Annotated in this window: 15 protein-coding genes and 1 tRNA gene; 9 read left to right on the top strand and 7 right to left on the bottom strand. The window is 57.3% G+C overall.

Annotated features, from left to right (window positions below):
- Positions 1-141: 141 nt before the first annotated feature.
- Entirely contained in the window at positions 142-609 is a 468-nt protein-coding gene (locus P9272_RS19845; RefSeq protein WP_128256083.1) for an Hsp20 family protein, read from the bottom strand.
- A gap of 516 nt (positions 610-1,125) precedes the next feature.
- On the opposite strand from P9272_RS19845, the gene P9272_RS19840 reads away from it, so the two are divergent.
- On the top strand, positions 1,126-2,082 hold the full coding sequence (locus tag P9272_RS19840) for an alpha/beta hydrolase (protein ID WP_278161854.1): 957 nt from the start codon (positions 1,126-1,128) through the stop codon (positions 2,080-2,082).
- Positions 2,083-2,115: 33 nt separating this feature from the next.
- Here the strand turns inward: P9272_RS19840 and hisN are convergent, their stop codons facing one another.
- Both hisN and P9272_RS19830 read right to left on the bottom strand, forming a co-directional pair.
- On the bottom strand, positions 2,116-2,889 hold the full coding sequence (gene hisN, locus P9272_RS19835; protein WP_128256085.1) for a histidinol-phosphatase: 774 nt from the start codon (positions 2,887-2,889) through the stop codon (positions 2,116-2,118).
- Positions 2,890-3,237: 348 nt separating this feature from the next.
- Positions 3,238-4,194 (bottom strand): N-formylglutamate amidohydrolase, encoded by a 957-nt coding sequence (locus tag P9272_RS19830; protein WP_278161853.1) that lies wholly within the window; start codon positions 4,192-4,194, stop codon positions 3,238-3,240.
- A 149-nt stretch (positions 4,195-4,343) separates the two neighbouring features.
- Between P9272_RS19830 and P9272_RS19825 the strand changes: the two genes are divergently transcribed.
- The 8 genes from P9272_RS19825 (at position 4,344) to P9272_RS19790 (ending at position 10,590) form a co-directional block, all read left to right on the top strand.
- The gene (locus P9272_RS19825; RefSeq protein WP_006199474.1) at positions 4,344-4,706 is read left to right on the top strand and encodes a response regulator; all 363 of its coding nucleotides are present in this window, start codon (positions 4,344-4,346) and stop codon (positions 4,704-4,706) included.
- Positions 4,707-4,833: 127 nt separating this feature from the next.
- Positions 4,834-4,908 (top strand) — tRNA-Val (locus P9272_RS19820).
- Positions 4,909-5,284: 376 nt separating this feature from the next.
- Positions 5,285-5,629: a helix-turn-helix domain-containing protein gene (locus P9272_RS19815; RefSeq protein ID WP_278161851.1), complete on the top strand. Its 345-nt coding sequence runs from the start codon at positions 5,285-5,287 to the stop codon at positions 5,627-5,629.
- On the top strand, positions 5,626-6,636 hold the full coding sequence (locus P9272_RS19810) for a hypothetical protein (RefSeq protein WP_278161850.1): 1,011 nt from the start codon (positions 5,626-5,628) through the stop codon (positions 6,634-6,636). Before P9272_RS19815 ends, P9272_RS19810 begins: the two co-directional genes overlap by 4 nt.
- A 204-nt stretch (positions 6,637-6,840) precedes the next feature.
- A complete protein-coding gene (locus tag P9272_RS19805) occupies positions 6,841-7,299 on the top strand; it encodes a hypothetical protein (protein ID WP_278161849.1) in 459 nt (152 codons plus the stop codon).
- A 96-nt stretch (positions 7,300-7,395) separates the two neighbouring features.
- Positions 7,396-8,304 (top strand): hypothetical protein, encoded by a 909-nt coding sequence (locus P9272_RS19800; protein ID WP_278161848.1) that lies wholly within the window; start codon positions 7,396-7,398, stop codon positions 8,302-8,304.
- A gap of 112 nt (positions 8,305-8,416) precedes the next feature.
- Complete coding sequence (locus tag P9272_RS19795) at positions 8,417-10,060, top strand: DUF927 domain-containing protein (protein ID WP_278161847.1); 1,644 nt, start codon at positions 8,417-8,419, stop codon at positions 10,058-10,060.
- Positions 10,061-10,080: 20 nt separating this feature from the next.
- A complete protein-coding gene (locus P9272_RS19790; protein ID WP_278161846.1) occupies positions 10,081-10,590 on the top strand; it encodes a hypothetical protein in 510 nt (169 codons plus the stop codon).
- 413 nt (positions 10,591-11,003) lie between these two features.
- On the opposite strand, the gene P9272_RS19785 is transcribed toward P9272_RS19790, so the two are convergent.
- The 4 genes from P9272_RS19785 to P9272_RS19770 all read right to left on the bottom strand — a co-directional run bounded on the left by P9272_RS19785 (position 11,004) and on the right by P9272_RS19770 (position 16,300).
- A complete protein-coding gene (locus P9272_RS19785; protein ID WP_278161845.1) occupies positions 11,004-11,789 on the bottom strand; it encodes a hypothetical protein in 786 nt (261 codons plus the stop codon).
- Between the two features lie 81 nt (positions 11,790-11,870).
- On the bottom strand, positions 11,871-12,902 hold the full coding sequence (locus tag P9272_RS19780; protein ID WP_278161844.1) for a DUF4238 domain-containing protein: 1,032 nt from the start codon (positions 12,900-12,902) through the stop codon (positions 11,871-11,873).
- A gap of 234 nt (positions 12,903-13,136) precedes the next feature.
- Positions 13,137-15,581 (bottom strand): DUF4062 domain-containing protein, encoded by a 2,445-nt coding sequence (locus P9272_RS19775; RefSeq protein WP_278161843.1) that lies wholly within the window; start codon positions 15,579-15,581, stop codon positions 13,137-13,139.
- Positions 15,582-15,817: 236 nt separating this feature from the next.
- On the bottom strand, positions 15,818-16,300 hold the full coding sequence (locus tag P9272_RS19770) for a hypothetical protein (RefSeq protein WP_278161842.1): 483 nt from the start codon (positions 16,298-16,300) through the stop codon (positions 15,818-15,820).
- Between the last annotated feature and the right edge of the window lie 325 nt (positions 16,301-16,625).

The following is a 16,625-nucleotide window of genomic DNA, read 5'->3' as shown; positions in this document are numbered from 1 at the left end:
CGGTGGGCGCGCAAACGCCCCTTAACCGGCCCCAACGGGGTACCGCCCGGTGCCCTTTCCAAAAAAAACCCGCGGCGCCGCGCGGCCCCGCTTCCGTCTCGGGAGGGAGACGTTGTCTGTGTCTGCGATGGAGACCGCGGATTACGCGGCCGCTTTCGCCTCGATCTGCTTGGCCTTGTCCGAGGACTGGGTAATCGAGATCTTGCGCGGCTTCAGCTCCTCGGGAATGTTGCGCTTGAGGTCGATGAAGAGCAGGCCGTTCTTCAGCGTGGCGCCCTCGATCTCGACATGATCGGCAAGCTGGAAGCGCCGCTCGAAAGCGCGCGAGGCAATCCCGCGATAGAGCAGTTCCGAACCCTCGCCATTGCCCTCTTCCTTGCGCTCGCCCTTAACGGTCAGCACATTGCGGTGGGCCTCGATCGAAATCTCGTCTTCCGAGAAGCCCGCAACAGCCATCGAGATGCGATAGGCGTTCTCGCCGGTGCGCTCGATATTATAGGGCGGATAGGTCTGCGCGGTCTCGGGCTGGCCGAGCGAGTCGAGCATGGTGAACAGCCGGTCGAAGCCGACGGTGGAACGATAAAGCGGGGAAAAATCAACGTGACGCATGAGGTGTTCTCCTGTTGAGCAACATGGTTTGCGTGTGACCCCTTACGAAACCCTCGAAAGGCGTTCCGGATAGGCCAGCGACCCCGACAAACGGCGGCCGCAAACGTCATTTGGGAAGCGGAGAAAGCCATTTCAAGGCTTTTTGATCGGCGCAAAACCGCCATGTTGATGAACGGCGGATGAACTCAGGCTTCGGCATCCGTTCAGCCAGGCTTTGCTAGGCTTCGTTCAAGTCAGGCAATTCGGGAAAAGCGCCAAGCGCTTCCGGCCGGAATTGCGGCAAGACAAAGAGACAAGCGGCGCCTCCATCCCCGTGCCGCGACGAGGCCGAACCGGGTGCAACGTCCCTTCCTCCCGGATCGACAGAGGCCGGAAGTGCGCCGCAGGCACTTCCGGCCTTCCCATTTCAAGGCGGTTGCGTCAATCCTCACGGCGCCTTTGCTTTTGCCGCCTGGCCGTCTATCACCATGCCGACGCCTTGCCCGCTCGGGCGAAGAACAACCAGCGACTTGCCGAATGACGGAATTTTTCCATCTGACCGAGGACAATCCCGCGCCGCGGAACGCCGCGGGCGGTTTCTTCACCACGCCCGACGGCAAGAAGATCCGCTACGGCGTCTTTGCCGCCGTCGCCCGCCCGCTGCTGGGCACTGTGGTTCTGCTGACCGGGCGCAACGAATGCATCGAGAAATATTTCGAGACCATCCGCGACCTCGCGGATCGCGGCTTCGGCGTCGCGATCCTCGACTGGCGCGGCCAGGGCGATTCCAGCCGCCTGCTGCGCGACCGCCAGCGTGGTTATGTCCGCAACTTCCGCGACTATGCGCGCGACCTCGAGCAATTCTTCGAGGAGATCGTGCTCCCGGACTGCCGCGGCCCCTACTATATCCTCGCCCACTCGACGGGGGCCGTGATTGCGCTGCTGGCTTCGCCGTCAATGGTCAACCGTGTGCGGCGCATGGTGCTGCTCGCGCCCTTTCTGGAGGTGCCGGACCTTCCGGTCTCGATGGCCACGGTGCGGCGCGTGTGCGCGATCTTCTGCGCGCTCGGCCTCGGCCGGCTCTACGCGGCGATCGGTCCGCGGCCGAAAGTGCCGCCGCCTTTCGAGGTGAACAAGGTGACCTCGGACCCGGCGCGCTACCGGCGCAATGTTGGGATCTACGAGGCCTGGCCGCAGCTCGCGCTGGGCGGACCGACCATCCGCTGGCTGAAAGCCGCGGCCGCGGCCGCGCAAGCCGTCAGCGATCCGGATTTCATGGCAGGGGTCCGGGTGCCGATGCTGATCGTGGCCGCCGGCGCCGACCGGGTGGTCTCGACCAAGGCCGTGGAGGCCTATGCCAGGAAACTGCGCGTCGGCTCGCTGTTGATGATCGACGGCGCCGAGCATGAGATCCTGCAGGAGAAGGACATCTACCGCGAGCAGCTGCTCGCCGCCTTCGATGCCTTCATTCCCGGCACCGGCGACGCTCCCTGATCGCGATTGAAACCAAGCCGCGGCTGGGACGGGTCAGCCGCGCAGCGCCGCCATCGCCGCGGCGTGCAGCTCCGGCGTCGCCGTCGCCAGTATATCGCCGCCCTTCTCCGCCGGGCCGCCTTCGAAAGTGGTGACGACGCCGCCGGCCTTCTCGATGATCGGAATCAGCGCAACGATGTCGTAGGGCTTCAAGCCCGGATCGGCGACGATGTCGACACAGCCCGCGGCCACCATGGCGAAGGCGTAGCAGTCGGTTCCGTAGCGGGCGAGTTGGACCTTCGTCTCGAACTGGTCATAGCGCTTGCGCGCTTCGCCTTTGAAAAGGGCGGGCGTGGTCGTGAAAAGCGTCGCCTGCGCGAGGTCGGTCGTCTTGCGGGTCGAAAGCCTGCGTGGTCCGCCCGGTCCTTCATAGTGCGAGCCGGACGCGTTGGCATAGAACAGCTCGCCGGTGAAGGGTTGCGACATCATGCCGGCAACCGCATCGCCGTCGGCGGTCAGCCCGACCAGCGTTCCCCAGACCGGAAGGCCGGAAATGAAGGCGCGTGTCCCGTCGATCGGGTCGATCACCCAGACATGCCGGTTGGTGATGTTCTGGCTGCCATGCTCTTCCCCGAGAATGCCGTGCTCGGGGTATTCGGCGGAGATCAGCGCGCGGATCGCGCGCTCGGCTTCGCGATCGGCCTCCGTCACCGGGTCGAAGCTTCCTGCCTCCTTGTTGGCGACCGCCCCCTGGCTGCGGAAGCGCGGCAAGGTTTCCGCAGCGGCGGCATGCGCTATGCGCCGCATGAAATCGGTGCTGATATCCAAGTCGCTCTCCCCATCGCGGCTCTTGCCAGCCGCTCTTTCTCGCAGGACGGGCACGCTGAAGACCGGTCAGCCGCCTGCTTTCTGTTGCCCTAATGCCACAACGAACCGCCGAAGCGGAATTTCCACATCATATTGAATTAAAAAAACCTGCTGTCGATTGACATTTGTGCGCCGCACAATAGTTTTGTTATCGGACAGGTTTTCCTGTCCATGCCCTCCTTGGGCGTTTCCTCCCTAGACTTCGACCGTGTCGTGAAAACGATGCGGTCTTTTTTTCGAGCAATTCCAGGAAAGCGCGAAACGGTTTTTCGGTCCAGAATTGCCTTTATAAAGAACTCGGGCGCGCCGTCATTCCGCCGCGAGCGGCAAATCGACGAAATGATGGTCGGGCATCGACATCAGATCGGCCGAGAAACGGGTCAGGTCGGAAGCCAAGGCGTCGAAGCCGGCCGATTTCTGGAACGTCCGCTCGTCCATGTAAAGCCCGCGATTGACCTCGATTTGCAGCGCATGCAGATGCCGCGCCGGCCTGCCGTAATGCTCAGTGATGAACCCGCCGGCATAGGGCTTGTTGTGCGCGACCGTGTAGCCCATGCCCACGAGCAGACTGATCGCCATCTCGGTGAGCGCGGGCGAGGCCGAGATGCCGAACCGGTCGCCGATGATGAAATCGGGCCGAACGCCATTGTCGCCGACGCGGATCGAGGTCGGCATCGAATGGCAGTCGATCAGCACGGCATAGCCGAACCTGGCATGCGTCCTGGTCAGGAGCCGCTTCAGCGTCTCGTGATAAGGCTTGTACACCGCTTCGATGCGCGCGACGGCCTCGGCCAGAGGCAGCCGACCGGAATAGATGTCGAGCCCCTCGCCGACCAGTTTCGGCACGGTGCCCAGCCCACCGGCGACACGCGCGGAGCGGATGTTGCAGAAGGACGGCACCGGCTCCGCGAACATGCGCGGATCGAGCTCCCAGGGCTCGCGGTTGACGTCGAGATAGGCGCGCGGAAAATTGGCCGCCAGCAGCGGCGCGCCGAGCGGCACGGCGCCTCCGAACAGCTCCTCGACATAGCAGTCCTCCGACCGGCGGATGGCGTTGCGGTCGAGCCGCGCCATGGCCAGGAACCGCTCCGGATAATGGCGGCCGCTATGCGGTGAGTTGAACAGGAAAGGGACGCGCTGCTCAGCGCCCGATCGGATTTCGAAGGGTGGAACGACCGAAAAATCCTCGGCTGCCGTCTTCAATTTGTACGAACCAGGATGAAGCACTGCATCATGACGCAAAACTTGCCACCTTGCGTTCGGCATGTCCAGCATTTCAGGTGTTAAACCCCGCCTCGAACCGCATGCGGGATGCCCTTCATTCACTTGATGTTTACCGACGCATCCTCATATACAGGATGGTTAACGGCCTTGCCCGGCGGCAGGCTTGGGGCGGGTGATTCGGACGGGACATGATGGCACGCATTCTGCTGGCGGAAGACGATGACGATATGCGCCGCTTCCTCGTCAAGGCGCTGGAACGCGCCGGCTACCAGGTAAGCGATTTCGACAATGGCGCCAGCGCCTATGAGCGGCTGCGCGAGGAGCCCTTCTCCCTGCTCCTGACCGACATCGTCATGCCGGAGATGGACGGCATCGAGCTCGCCCGCCGCGCCACCGAGATCGATCCCGACCTCAAGGTGATGTTCATCACCGGCTTTGCCGCGGTCGCGCTCAATCCCGATTCCAAGGCGCCCAAGGACGCCAAGGTGCTGTCGAAGCCCTTCCACCTGCGCGATCTCGTCAATGAGGTCGAGAAGATGCTGCAGGCGGCGTGAGCCGCCTCCGGCCCGTATCGGGCCTTGCGTCGGCAGGCACTTCGCCGATGCGACAAACGGAAGCCGTCTTTCCACATTCCAGCTATTGACGCGCCGGATCAAAAGTGGTGTATGCGCGGCGTCGGATGGGCGTGTAGCTCAGCGGGAGAGCACTGCATTGACATTGCAGGGGTCACAAGTTCAATCCTTGTCACGCCCACCATTCGAACCCCTTGAAAACATATAATTTTTCATCGCATTGAATGTGGTGCGCTCAGCCGAGCGCAGTCACCCAGCAATCGCATAGCAATCAGCTGCGCAGCGAGAATCGGGATAATCCGGGAACTGCAAAGATTTTTCGGGGCCTCCCTTGCAGGACGTACTAGCCGTACACATTTGCTGTCGGCAGCCTCAACGAAAGTGGAACCAACCGCTTCCCTGCAGGTAACGAACCCGGCTCTTAGCCGACGGCCACGGGGAACTGCCCCCACCGCATACGCGGTTCACCTGTCTCAACCAAACCGAAGTCAACCCGGTGTGGATGGGCAGTGTGATCGCGTAATGATCGCGCTGTTCATCCCCCAAACAGGATGGACGACATGCGCGCTTACGGCGACAAGCTTTTTCTCGATCTTTACAGTGGCCTTCTATCGGTGCCGAGATTCTTCTCACCCGGCTTTGATCTGCTGACTGCTCTCTCACCGACTAAGCCCGGCGAACAGCTGGACCGCTCTTCGTTTCACGACACCGATCTGCTGAACACCCGCTTCGCTGCGATGTTCTTGAGCGTCAAGCCCAAGACGTTGCAGAATTGGCGTACGCGCGACGGCGGCCCTTGCTTCATTCGCATCGGCGGCACCGTTGCGTACCGTGTCTCCGATCTGCGAGCCTTTATCGAAGTCGGTCTGCGTTCGAGCACCTCCGATCTTGGAGGTGCACAATGAGAATCCTCGAGTATAGAACTCGTGTGAGGCACGGCGGCCGTTGGGAGACAGTCCCTCCTAATCGCAATGAAAAGGTAGCCGCTCTGCTCGAAAGGCAGTTTCCAGACCACGAAGCCATTTTGTGGGCCGTAGCTGGCGCAGACGAGCAGCACGGCTCGGACGCTCGATTTACGGAGCATTGGCTGAACACGGCCGCCGAGCCCATCAGCCTTGAAGGGGTCTGGATCCCGTCAGATGTCAGCGAGGGGCCGAACGGCGAAACAAAGCTCTCTCAAGCCGACGGTGGGCGACTCAAGCACATGCTCGAACCGCTCCTGAAGGAGGAAAAGCGGCTCGAATCCCTTACTTCCTCCAAACTGGATAACCTCTACGAGCACCTCCTCGACCAAGGCAGGTTCTTCTCAAAAGAATCTGCCCGGCCCGATTATGCGTACTGGCGCGGTCGGAAGGTGTGGTCGGCCGACGAAACCGTGGCGCTGTCCCTCGACAGAGAACCCCAACGTGTCAACGACCGCAGCTTGAGGCAGTTCAAGAAATCGCCTTTCGCGATCGAGTATCGGAGGCGTCTCGCTGAGGCGAACAGAGCCATCGAGCTCGGCGAACTCGGAAAAGGCATATCGAGGAGCGACTTGAGATTGTTGTTCACTCGAATGGGCATCGACATCCCTGCAGGCTTTGTCATCCATCGACTTGCAACCGTTGAGGATGACATTGCGGACGAACGGATGCGCGAGAGCACCAAGCGCGTCCTCGAAACACTGATACTCGTTATGGCAGCAGAGAAGTACGGGTATGATCCCAGTGCCGACGACCAAGCACAAGTTTTCCAAGCGATCTTCGACGACGCCAAAGCGAACGGTTTGTCCCTCGCGGAAAAAAGCGTCCCGAACAAGCTCAATGCAGCGTGGCAACGTTTCGTCTCGCGCAAAGATCTGGACGGCAAGCTGCAGGAAATCAAAAAGCGGTACGACGAGAAGGCCATGCGGCGGCTGAAAAAACGAAAGTAAGTACCTGCCGACGGCCAACACCCTAGCCGCCATCTGTGCCATCTGAGCTACCTCGATCAACGGGGGTCCAGATGGCACAGAGTCACTAAACAGCGCTTCGGCCGGGTTATCCGGCTGTTTCTTACCCACAGAACTGCACCGGCAAAAAGCCTCGCCTTGTAAAGGTTGGGTGAGGCGTAGCCATATCGAAAATTGGAGAATTCGATGAAAGTAATGACTGATATCGAAACGGGTCTCGACTTCTTGTTCATGCAATTCGACCACAATATAATGGAACGCGTTTATATCACCGCTGCTGCAAGGGAAAAATTTCTTCTAATGGAGGTCAACCTGTGCGAAGAATACCTTTGCACCCTCCCCAGCGTAACTCAACTTCTGTCAGACCTAATCTATCCCGAGAACCCGGAGCACGAGATCATTGGCTTCGTCTCCTACCCTAAGCACCTCGCAAACACTTTCTTCAAAGCGGTGTCCACCGCGGTTGTAACGGGTCAAGATAGCATGTCGTTGTTGGAATTCCTCCGACTGTTCATCGAAGTGGCCGATGTGAGCCACCTTCTGACTATCGAGCAAGAGCAGGATGGCTGGGTCTTAACCGGATTGGCCGAGTTTGAGCGCCAGTACCATAAAGGCATTCGCGTCAGAATCCCGGAGGCCGCTTAGCTGTTACGACCATAACCGGCGATCGTCCTAGGTCGCCGGTCCTTTTTTGTTGACCCGCAGGGTCGCGAAGCACCTCTCCCCATCCCGGAATGCGAAATGAAGCTCTCCAAGTTCATCTACGTTCACGAACTCGACATTCGAGATCGGCTGAAGGCCATCGGGGCAGAAGCCGCCGTTGCGGCGGAAGAGGCCGGTCGCCGCCACAAGGGCAATCCGTCATCCGTCAGGTTTTCCATTAATGGGCTGGCGAGAAAGCAGGCCAACGCCGTCCAGGACGTCAAGGCCGCGGGTCTCGACGTTCGCGCCTACAAGTCTGCCATCCATGACGGTTTTGACGGCCTTAACGGCGGACCGGCGAAAAGTGCCGCCTGTGTCTACGAGCGCTTTCGCGCGCGATTGACGGTGCTGACGAAGATCGCACCACTGTTCGCCGACGGCGAGAATGTGCACACCGTCGCACTCGCGAAGATACGCCACCGGCAGCGGGTAGGATCGCTTCACCAATTTCGGCCGACGGCCGCGTTGAGGATGGTCAGCACGATCCATCGACGGCTGCGCAAAGCCGGGATCGCTTCGAAGCTCTTCGGCGTTGTGGAAGTGTCGTTGATCGAAGTGGACGGCAAGCAGCTCTTCGAGCCTCACGTCCACATGATCATCAAGGGTCCGACCTACGAAGAGCTATCGGCGGTAGTCCCCCGTCGTCCTCGTTACAACTCCCGCATTGACCCTGTCTACCACAGCGGGGGTTCCGGCCTGTACTTCACCAAGTTCCAGCCTGAAACGCGCTCCGGCTACGAGGATAAGCGCGGTAACCAAGGTCGGCAGCGCAACAAGATGCAGGCATCTGAGCGCGCTGAGTGGCTTGCATGGTTCGCGCAGCACGGCATGGCGGAACTCTTGATCCTAACAGGCTTTCAGCCGGGTTTGATGCACCAGTTCATCAATGCCGATTTGCGCGAGTTGGTTCGCCAATTCCTCGGAATACGGCATCGGGGGCGTGGTTGATGGCTTCGGGGGGCATGTTGGACCGACGGTCCTGATAACTGCAACTGGTGGACCCGTGATGCCGAGCGCCAATTTTCGGCGAGGCGCACAAAATAGGTGGGAAGGTGGGAAGGTGGGAAATCCGGAAAAAGAGATGCCAGCAGACAATGAAAAAGCCGGAACTGAGCAATCGGCGAACGGTCCACGCGTTCTCGACAAGGTGCGTGACCAAGAGGGCCGCGTCTATTTTAAATACGGAACCGACAACGCGGCGATGTGGTTTTCTGCCGCCGATCTCATCAAGGACGAAAAGGTCGTCTTCGCAGATCTAGCGAATTTAGGGTTTGCCGTCCTATCGCGTAGTGCGCGTACAGCCTTCATCGCACAATTGGACCAACATCCGAGGACTCGCGATGCGCTCGTTGCAAGCAGACCGGGGTGGCTCACAGACGAAATTTATATTTTCGGCGACGGTACGCTCGTCCGAGAGGACGGACTGGAATCCGAAATCCTCGTTACCTTTAAACCCGACACCCGGTTTGCGCCGGTCGGGAAAATCAAAGCATGGAAGGCCGGGATCGAAAGCATTGTGGCAGGCGAGCCGCTGGCGGCGTTCCTGCTGTGCTACGCCTTTGTCGGCCCGCTTTTGCACTTTGCTCCATCTTATGTGCCCAATCCGTTTGTCGAACTTGTAGGGCCGCCGGAGTGCGGAAAAACCACATTCGCCGTCCTCTCGGCGAGCGTCTTCGCGGGAGATCCGAACAGCCATGTCGGAGGTGGCGACACATGGAACTTCACGGAGATGTCCTTTGATGAGCTGCGGGCTCTTTTCCGCGACTCGATGCTATTCCTTGATGAGCAGAATGAAATGGACGCCTCCTTGAAGTCGTCGGGCAAAATGGCGTTCAAACAGTCCTCGTCCGCGGGCCGCAGAAGGCTGAGTCACAAACCGGACAAGGGCGTGAAGGTCGCCCTATTATCCACAGCCAACGAGGCATCGAAGGACGCGATGCGAGGTGCAGCCGACGTTGTTGCTGCCGCAGGAAGCCGTACCTGTACCATCGCGTTCAAAGGGCCGATCATGACGGTATGCCCCAAGGGGTTCTCCGAGCCATCTGAAGCCATGCACGACCTAAGAAAGCTCTGCAATCAACAATACGGCATGGCAGGGCACAAGTTCGTTCGAGCCTTGGCGAGACATGCGAAGGGTGAAGGGGCAAAGGCTGTTCGCGCGACTATCGAGTCGCTGATGGACGACTTCCGTGCCCGGAATAGGAGCAAGGAAGGATCGGCTCGAGTCCTCAATACGTTTGCGCTGGTGTACGCCGCCGGTCAGCTGGCTCGGGAATGGGCCGTGCTGCCTGACTTTGATCAGACGGTGGGGGAAGCCGTTCAAAACATCTTCGAGCTTGCCAATCCGTCACGGGGTGAATTGTCCGGCTCGGACAACAGCGGAGGCGAACGAGCGATTGCTCGCGTCAGGGCTATTCTAGCCAAACATTCATCCGGTGTGAGCGACCTTAGCGAGGGCGCGCCCGTGCGCCTCGTCTGGCTTCCGCCTTTTGCGTATCTGAAAAGAATCGGCGACGCGCACACTTACTATGTGCCGACCGCGGCTCTTCAGGCCGAACTGGGTCGAGACTGCAAGCCGGTCCTGAGGCAATTGAGGGCGGCCAATCGGTTGAAATTTGAAGGGGGAAAAACGCCGAAGCTTTCCATCAAAGCCCCGAGCTTCGTTCCGTTGGAGGGCCAACGGGTCTACTGCATCACGCTGTGAGAGCTGATCTGGATGTAACAATGAAAAATGATCACAACAGCCTGCCCGTTGCGTTTTCCAACTCTGTCGCCAGCGAAAGGTTAGTTGATGTAGCCGTCACGACCGCAGACATCGGCTTGGACGCAGCGGTCAAATCCGGTGCGCTAGACGGCGTTCCTTTCTTTGGGGCGTTCACCGGGATCGTTCGCGCCGGAATCGCGGTCCGTGATTACCTATTCCTCAAGAAGGTGGCCGCTTTCCTTGAGGCCTTCGACAAAACACCTCTAGCGGATCGCAAAACCTTCATCGACGAGTTGGACAAGAAGGGGAAGAAGGCCGAGTTTGGCGATCAAATTCTCCTTCTTATTGATCGCATGGAGGACATAGAGAAGCCCGTCATCGTTGCTCGTTTGATCTCTGCGGCCGCCACAGGCAAACTACCCCTCAACAAGGCGCTCCGTGTCTCGAAGATCGTTGATCGGGCTTTCGTGGAAGACCTCAAGACTTTGCCGCAATTTCAGGCCGGTTCCCCGACCAACCGGCTTAGCTGACGCCTTGTTTTCGGTCGGTCTGCTTACGGGAGACGGCCTTGCCTTTTTTGAAGGTGACTCGACAGCGAGAAGTGGCACCACCTACCACCTGAACGAGTATGGGCAAATTCTTGTCGAATATGGTCTCGAGAACGATTGAGCATGAAGCGTCCTTGACGCTTTCACCGTTTTCACGAAAGTCAGTCTATCGACGGCATTTCAACCGTCGCATGGAGTCTGCTAACTCCAAAGGATAGCCGCAGGCGGACTTAGCGACGGCGGACGGGCCAACCTCGGGGCATCACGGACGTATTGACCACCTCATCCGGGGTCATGCCCTTCTTCAAGCGGGCATAAAACACAGCCTCGCTAATGCCTCTGGCCTGAGCGACCGACCACGCAAGCTTGCCATCCGCTTGAGGCTGCCCAATACGTCAGGCATCGCGACCATCGATAAGCTGCTGGTCGAGGTCACGGATACGACGGCGGATGAAATCAATCTCAGCATGGGTTACTTGAGCAAACGCTTTGCGGGAGTCATCAACGGAATTTGCGACATCTTCGAATGCGAGGCGAGCGGCCGTTTCTGCGGCTTGCAGTTGTTCTTCCTGTTGGGCCGATATTTCTGGATCGCCTGCCAATCGCGCAGGGGCACTTATGGAATTTAGACACTCCGACAGGTCCGACAGCCTTGCAATGACTTGCGCTCGGGCAACCTCGATCTTGATGGTGTCAGCTCTTGAGATTTGCTGCCTTCCCAATTCGGAGAGAATTTCGATCGCCAAGTGCTCCATATTATGCGCCCATTGGGGGTCAATCTTCTGCGGATCATATTCCGGCTGTTCATAGTTCCAATCGTAGATGTATCGCCAAACATCTTGAAGATATGCGGTTACCTTCGTATCGAGGTAGCAGTCGTTTTCCTCAATGGACTTCAGCCGTCGTTTGATAACCTCACTAGCCATGATATCTTGCTGAATGTTCATTGTGGTCAGCTGTTTCCACACCGGCTGAGCCGCGAGCCACGCCGCGAGTATCGCAATCCCGGCGGCTATCAGCGTCTGAAATTCGCCAAAAACCCTGTAAGCTCGGCACATGTTGTTTGTGCAGATCGCTGTTGGATCAGCGGGCACAAATAACCCGTTCCATGCCAGCAGCAGACATGTCATCCCGACAAACACTGCCGCGAAAACGAAGATCGCAGAGTTTCCTCTTACCATGGCCCAAGCCCCGATTTGAGTTAGAATCTTCGCTCGCTAGGCAGGGTCGCTACTACATTCCTTATCGCACCAGCGCTATGGCTATCCAACTTGGACCCTACGACCGCGCTGGAGCGCAGGGTTCTCACTGTTGAAACTTCTCGCCAACGCGAAGTCCGCGTGCTGACACACGACATAGCGGTAGGCATAAGACGTCTGCAGGGAGTTGTAGTAGTCCATGTTGGCATCGTTCGACGAGAGGGGGCGTCCTTCAGTGGAAGCTGAAAGCAATTCCTCTACTGGCCCCTCCGTGATTTTGGCCCTGTCCAGCATGTGCCTCATCTCAGCCGCCGAGAGTTCCCCCTTCATCACACGCGAAACTGCCTTGGACTCCCTCTCTTGCTTGGCTCGCTGATGGGTTTCCCTGAGCCCTTCGATGATGGACAGACAAAATGCGCAAAGCATCAGGTCCGATGCCAGTGGCATGTAGATTTCGATACCTTGAACCGCTAGGCCGAGATTGCCGCGCGGACCAAAATCAAGGGCGTTGGCTAGGCACACCGGATTGTCACCTAGATAGAAGCTGCGCCCCGGCGCGGGCTCGGCCAGCACGAAATCCTTTAAGGCGATGATTTGGGCATAATCCCCGATGCTGCCCTGAATGCTCAAGAGATGTTCTCGCTTGAGCCTTTCCTCGGTCATAGGTTGCCAGTCCTCCCACCCGCGAACGTCCTGCATTCTCCCGCCGCTTTCTTCGACCTTCTTGACAAGCGCCTCCTCAATCGCCTGCCATTGATCCCGAGTGGCCTTGGTTCTGAGAAGCTGAAAGGCCAGCATCATAGCCAAGTCGGCTTTTTGTTCGGGACTATCGTCGAGCCGTCGATCATTCAGCACCTTTCGGTAGCTGGGCAGAACTTGGTCCTCAGCAGCGCAGGCGATCGGCTCAAACGATGCGATCCATTCATCGTCGAATGCGAAATCGTTGAACCGCCGTTCCGCCATCATGTTTCGGATGGACGTTGAGAACGTCTTCTCCGTATGCTTGTCGAAGACTGAGACCTGCTCACGCTTTTTGTTGGAAAGAAACTGTCGCAGAATGAACTTCGGAACGTAATGTTGATTCTCGGCAGCCATCCGCACAATTTAGCAAATCAGTCTTCGGCCCGCCACAAACGTCGCAAATCTAATTGAAAGAACCCGTTCTGAGCCGCCGGATAGTCCGCCCGTTACGCGACATGGGTCCTCGATAATCATCGGCGCGTCTCAAGTGGCATCCGAGCGAACCACATTGAACCACCCGCAAACCTTGGAACTGCCGTGGAGCTCTTATGTTTGGTTCTCGGTTCCCGCGGGGCGGACGGTCCAATATTAATGAAGGGCCCTCTGAGCTACCTGTCTGGCGACCTTCGCAGGTAAAGAAGCGCCGAGGTCCAGCCAATGAACACTATTGTAGTACCGATGCTCCCCACTCCCCACATAGCGGTTCATTAGCGCAGTCACACGGGAGCGGGGCAAGGCTATTACGCACCTCTGCGCGAATACACTTCTGTATCGGTCAACATCGCGTTCCAACTCGCGAAGGATTATACTATCATCTAACTCAGCAATCGCCTTTGACGGTATGCGTCTAGCGAGAGATATTCGAATGTTACTATCGATTGCCAAATCCAACATATCTACCGATCGGTTACTACCTAGAGCAAGAATTGCCAAGGCCTTCTCATCGGCCAGATCCGATCTGGGTATCATCAACAGCGAAAGGGAAGATCTGTGAATATCGCCAAGCTTCACTATCAACTCGATATCAGACCAATTCCCGAAACGGGCGAGATAAGACAGGATGGCAGGAGATTCTTCGAGCTCATTTTCGTTCAGCGCCTTTCGTATAAGATCAAGGTCGCCTTCCTTCGCCAAGGCACATAAAGGAGTGATTGCAGCGTCGCACCATTTCTTGCGTAGAAACGTTTCAAGCCCCCTGATTTTTTGCTCGCTATCAGCATCCATAAGGCCGGAAATTTTGGCGTTCTGCATCCGTCCTTCAAAAAAACGCGCAAAGCCATCCCTCAAATTATCGCGAAGCTCAGCGGATACTTTCCTAGCGTACTTAGTGTAGCGGGCTTTAAGCTCTAGCTCACAAAATATTCCAGCGGCCACGTACCTGTCTGTAAGCTCGTCAAAATCGAGATGCATTAGCCGATTGAGTTTGTAGATATTATAGTATGTGTCGTCCGTCGTCTCAGCTCTTGAGAATATTGACATGCCGCTAGACGGCCGAACAATACGCAATGCCTTTCTTGCAACTTCATCGGAAAAATTCTTATCGACTTTATTTAAGATTTCCGCTGCGAGCAACCGAATCTCATGATTGCTGTCTGTAAGTAAGGTTTCGGCTACCGTCAGGGTAATCTCATTGCGCTCTGACAGTACCCTAGCTGCGCGAAGTCGCACCGTATCCGCTTTGGTTGTTAGACAAGGAAGCAGTCGCTCAGTCGAGAGCGATGGCGGGTGGCGAAAGAGCTGATCTGCCACCGCAGAATCGATCTCGTTGAGATTTTTTTGGACAATCTTTAAAAGCGCACCGTTGGCGTCGGTCCGCGATAGAAGGCTTACGATTGCCCTCTCAACTTTCTCACTGCGATGTGGCGAACACCCGGCGGCTACTTCCTCTATCAGATCGAGGTCTTCGTCATCGGGCTTTAGCGCGATATATGATGCCGCGGCATCGAAAGTTGAACCGGATGCCTCGTCGCCCAACCACAATTTGAGAATGTATCTTTTGTCGAGAACATCGTTGATAGACGGAATTGGCCGAGCTCCAATGCTCAACAGTTCAATTGCACGAGGCCTTTCGGCGTCGCCTCCTATGGCTGCTAGGAAATTCACGCGTTCCCAAGTATCGTCATTCTTCGACAACCAGTGCCACAGAGGCACGTTCTGATGGCTAAAGCCGACAATGCCGCAGTCTATTAGGGCACGAACCTCCTGACGTGACAGCGGTGAATCTCTATACTTTTGAAAGATGAGATTTGCATCATGGTTACCCAGATACTCTTCGTCATTCCCTGACCGCGCGACCGCGGTTCCAATCAGACGAAGCCTAGCTACCTCATGCGGTAGGGTCTTTTCCCAATCGGGTGGTCTGTTCATCAAATCGGCGAGGAACTCTCGGGCGTCCACATCGAGTAGCCCATCCTCGTTGATCGTTTTGCTGCTTGGTTGCTCGTCACCCGTCGGTGTGCGGTTGGGTTGATTGACATCCTCTGCCTCGGCGATATGGATGTCGGTCTCTCGCCAACCTATTTCCTCCAATTTGTCCCGCACAACCGCGCCAAAGGCGTTCGCATCCGTGAAATCTTTGAAGAATATCCTCTTCTCTTCGATGCACTTTTGGCGAAACTCCAGCACCCTCCTGAGACCTTCTCCGGGCTCAAGACCAGCCGGTATTGGTACCTGTTTAAAATAAAGGACCATATCCTTCATTTGACCGAGCTCGACTCTCCGGCTCGCTCGATAAAATTCTTCCTCGAACCCTGACGTATAGCCAGAGCCATCTGGGTTAGGGTTGGATCCCCAGCGGTCCCAGAGAACACCGATAAAATAGTCGCACTTATCTAAATCATCATTGATTTTGCTTTGGGGGCGCACGTAGCCGGGCACGACGTCTTCCCAGCCGAGTAGCTTAAATTGCAGTCCCCAATGATCGGAATGATTCCGGTTTACGCTGGCAACTATGTCGTGGGCAGTCTGACGCTCATCTTGGAGGCCGCCGGGAGAGCCGATAAAGACCCGGATTATCTTCTGTTTTTCTGTCAAGTTAGAATGCCCCGCCAATACAAGAAATTCTCGAATCCTTTATCAGGCTAAAGCGGTGCCGGTTCCACGTCCAGCGTCGCAAACCTTGGCTGTCGGTTACGCAACTCAGGACGATGTTAAACGAGCTATCCGCGGCAGCCCGCGTTGAGACCTATTGAACCCGAGCAAGATTGGCGAAGGGCAGGTCTGGGTTTTATCGCGCAACGCAGCAGACCATTTGACCAACCGTCCCGCGCTCACTGGCTGCAAAACGAGGATGGTTCAATCGTATATGTGGCCTCTGAGATCTTCGTCAGATTCCCCGATCCCACATCGTAGAAGCGCCGGACGCACGTGTCGTATTTGCCGTTGCTCGTGTCCATCCAGTCAGCCTGCAGGAGAGTGCTGTCGATGCCATAGTGGAGTTGAAGCTGGTAGTTGTCCTCGCCGCCGAGCGGGAAATCGACCAGCCTGCCATCTCGGCCATCGATGAGAAACGCGAAGATGCAAGACGTGCCACAGCCGATTTCGATCACGGAGAAATGACCGCCGTAATTCGGACCGGGCTTCATTCCGTTCCGAATCCTCGTCTTGAATTGTGCAGCGGAGCCCGCGAACTCTGGCAGGACTGGCTTCCCTTTGAGGTACATTTTGGTTGGATAGTCGCTGAATTTTGGATCTGCCGAGGCCGGTGAGACACTGAGCAGAATGGCAGCTAATAGCGCGAAAGTCAGTTTCATCGGACTGTCCAAATTCCTTATCGACAACGAGATGCCTCCGGCCGCCGAAGGTGTCAACGGCCCTACACTCAGTCTTAACGTGGGCTTCTCATATTCAACCAGACCTTGAATGCTTCGAGGAACGCCCCGCAGCTGCGGGTTACAATGGGAAGGCTTGATGTGAACGTGCCACCCAGCTGGCCCATGATCCGGCAGCAGGTTTTGCAGCGGGACGGCTATCGGTGCGTCTCGTGTAGCGTCCAACTCAATGGCCTGCTGCCGGTTTCGTGGACACCGAGATAAGGTGTTTGACGGAACTGGAGAGTGGGAATGCAAAGAAGGAAGT

It is taken from the genome of Mesorhizobium sp. WSM4976 (assembly GCF_029625685.1).
Taxonomy (GTDB): Bacteria; Pseudomonadota; Alphaproteobacteria; order Rhizobiales; family Rhizobiaceae; genus Mesorhizobium.
The sequence above is the reverse complement of the archived record's forward strand: the minus strand, read 5'-3'. Positions and strand labels throughout refer to the sequence as shown.

Excerpts from the sequence above, each read along its gene's own strand:
- P9272_RS19815 (WP_278161851.1), top strand. The coding sequence starts at position 5,285 with ATGCGCGCTTACGGCGACAAGCTTTTTCTCGATCTTTACAGTGGCCTT.
- P9272_RS19805 (WP_278161849.1), top strand. The coding sequence starts at position 6,841 with ATGAAAGTAATGACTGATATCGAAACGGGTCTCGACTTCTTGTTCATG.
- P9272_RS19840 (WP_278161854.1), top strand. The coding sequence starts at position 1,126 with ATGACGGAATTTTTCCATCTGACCGAGGACAATCCCGCGCCGCGGAAC.
- P9272_RS19830 (WP_278161853.1), bottom strand. The coding sequence starts at position 4,194 with ATGCCGAACGCAAGGTGGCAAGTTTTGCGTCATGATGCAGTGCTTCAT.
- P9272_RS19800 (WP_278161848.1), top strand. The coding sequence starts at position 7,396 with ATGAAGCTCTCCAAGTTCATCTACGTTCACGAACTCGACATTCGAGAT.
- P9272_RS19810 (WP_278161850.1), top strand. The coding sequence starts at position 5,626 with ATGAGAATCCTCGAGTATAGAACTCGTGTGAGGCACGGCGGCCGTTGG.
- P9272_RS19770 (WP_278161842.1), bottom strand. The coding sequence starts at position 16,300 with ATGAAACTGACTTTCGCGCTATTAGCTGCCATTCTGCTCAGTGTCTCA.
- P9272_RS19785 (WP_278161845.1), bottom strand. The coding sequence starts at position 11,789 with ATGGTAAGAGGAAACTCTGCGATCTTCGTTTTCGCGGCAGTGTTTGTC.
- P9272_RS19825 (WP_006199474.1), top strand. The coding sequence starts at position 4,344 with ATGGCACGCATTCTGCTGGCGGAAGACGATGACGATATGCGCCGCTTC.
- P9272_RS19790 (WP_278161846.1), top strand. The coding sequence starts at position 10,081 with ATGAAAAATGATCACAACAGCCTGCCCGTTGCGTTTTCCAACTCTGTC.
- P9272_RS19780 (WP_278161844.1), bottom strand. The coding sequence starts at position 12,902 with ATGGCTGCCGAGAATCAACATTACGTTCCGAAGTTCATTCTGCGACAG.
- P9272_RS19845 (WP_128256083.1), bottom strand. The coding sequence starts at position 609 with ATGCGTCACGTTGATTTTTCCCCGCTTTATCGTTCCACCGTCGGCTTC.